A 1145-nucleotide genomic window follows, 5' to 3' on the forward strand; every position below is an offset into this window, starting at 1 on the left:
TGCGCCGGGGTAGTGGCGACAGCATGTACACAAGGAAAGCGTACGCAACACGGGAGGCCCTACGACGTGGTCAGGGATGACCAACCGGACGCCCGCGAGGGACAGGCCGGGCGCCGTGGGGATGCGGAGGGGTTCGTAGTTCTGGTGAAGCCGGGTAACGCCGGGGGGAGGGAAGGGACCTCAGTTCAAGACGAACGCAAGACGTGGTGAGGGACCTGGGGATTGGGCAACCTATCAACTCCGAAGAGTGTTCAGAAACTGCAGACGGCGTTGCACGCGAAAGCGAAGGCAGAAGCCAGCTACCGCTTCTACACCCTGTACGACAAGATCAGCCGGGAGGACATCTTGGCCCATGCCTACGCTCAATGCCGCTCCAACAAGGGCGCAGCGGGCGTGGACGGTCACGACTTTGCGGACATCGACGTGTACGGGGTGCAGCGGTGGCTTGGCGAACTGGCGCTTGCGCTCAGGCAGGAGACGTACCGACCGGACCCCATCAGAAGAGTGTACATACCGAAGACCAATGGCAAACTCAGGTCGAGTCTGCATGACGGCAGCGATGCTGGTACTGGAGCCGATCTTTGAAGCCGACCTTCCACCCGAGCAGTATGCCTACCGTCCAGGGCGAAATGCCCAACAGGCGGTAGTCGAGGTGGAAGCGCAGCTGTTTCGCGGCCAGCCGGAAGTCGTTGACGCCGACCTCGCGAATTACTTCGGGAGCATTCCGCATGCCGAGCTACTGAAATCGGTGGCGCGCCGGATTGTTGATCGGCGCGTGCTGCATCTGATCAAGATGTGGTTGGAATGTCCCGTGGAAGAAACCGACGATCGAGAACGGAAGACACGCACGACCGAAGCCCGGGACAACCGACGCGGCATCCCGCAAGGGTCACCCATCTCCCCATTGCTGGCGAATCTTTACATGCGCCGGTTTGTGCTGGGATGGAAGATGCTCGGGCTGGAGCGAAGCCTCGGCTCTCTCGCATCGTGACCTATGCCGACGACCTCGTGATCCTGTGCAGGCGGGGCAAGGCTGAAGAGGCCCTGCGACAATTGTGCGTGATCATGGGAAAGCTGAAGCTGACGGTCAACGAGGACAAGACACGAATCTGCAAGGTGCCGGAAGGAGAGTTCGACTTCCTGGG

The 1145-nt window shown here is 60.9% G+C and carries 2 protein-coding genes; both read left to right on the forward strand.

What is annotated here, in order from left to right:
* Positions 1 to 222 precede the first annotated feature (222 nt).
* Complete coding sequence (locus F758_RS51390) at positions 223 to 585, forward strand: reverse transcriptase family protein (protein ID WP_198026724.1); 363 nt, start codon at positions 223 to 225, stop codon at positions 583 to 585.
* Positions 548 to 991: a reverse transcriptase/maturase family protein gene (locus tag F758_RS51395; protein WP_198026725.1), complete on the forward strand. Its 444-nt coding sequence runs from the start codon at positions 548 to 550 to the stop codon at positions 989 to 991. The genes F758_RS51390 and F758_RS51395 overlap by 38 nt, the downstream gene beginning before the upstream one ends.
* Positions 992 to 1145: the final 154 nt, after the last annotated feature.

Source organism: Bradyrhizobium sp. ARR65, assembly GCF_000472385.1.
In the GTDB taxonomy this organism is placed as follows: Bacteria; Pseudomonadota; Alphaproteobacteria; order Rhizobiales; family Xanthobacteraceae; genus Bradyrhizobium.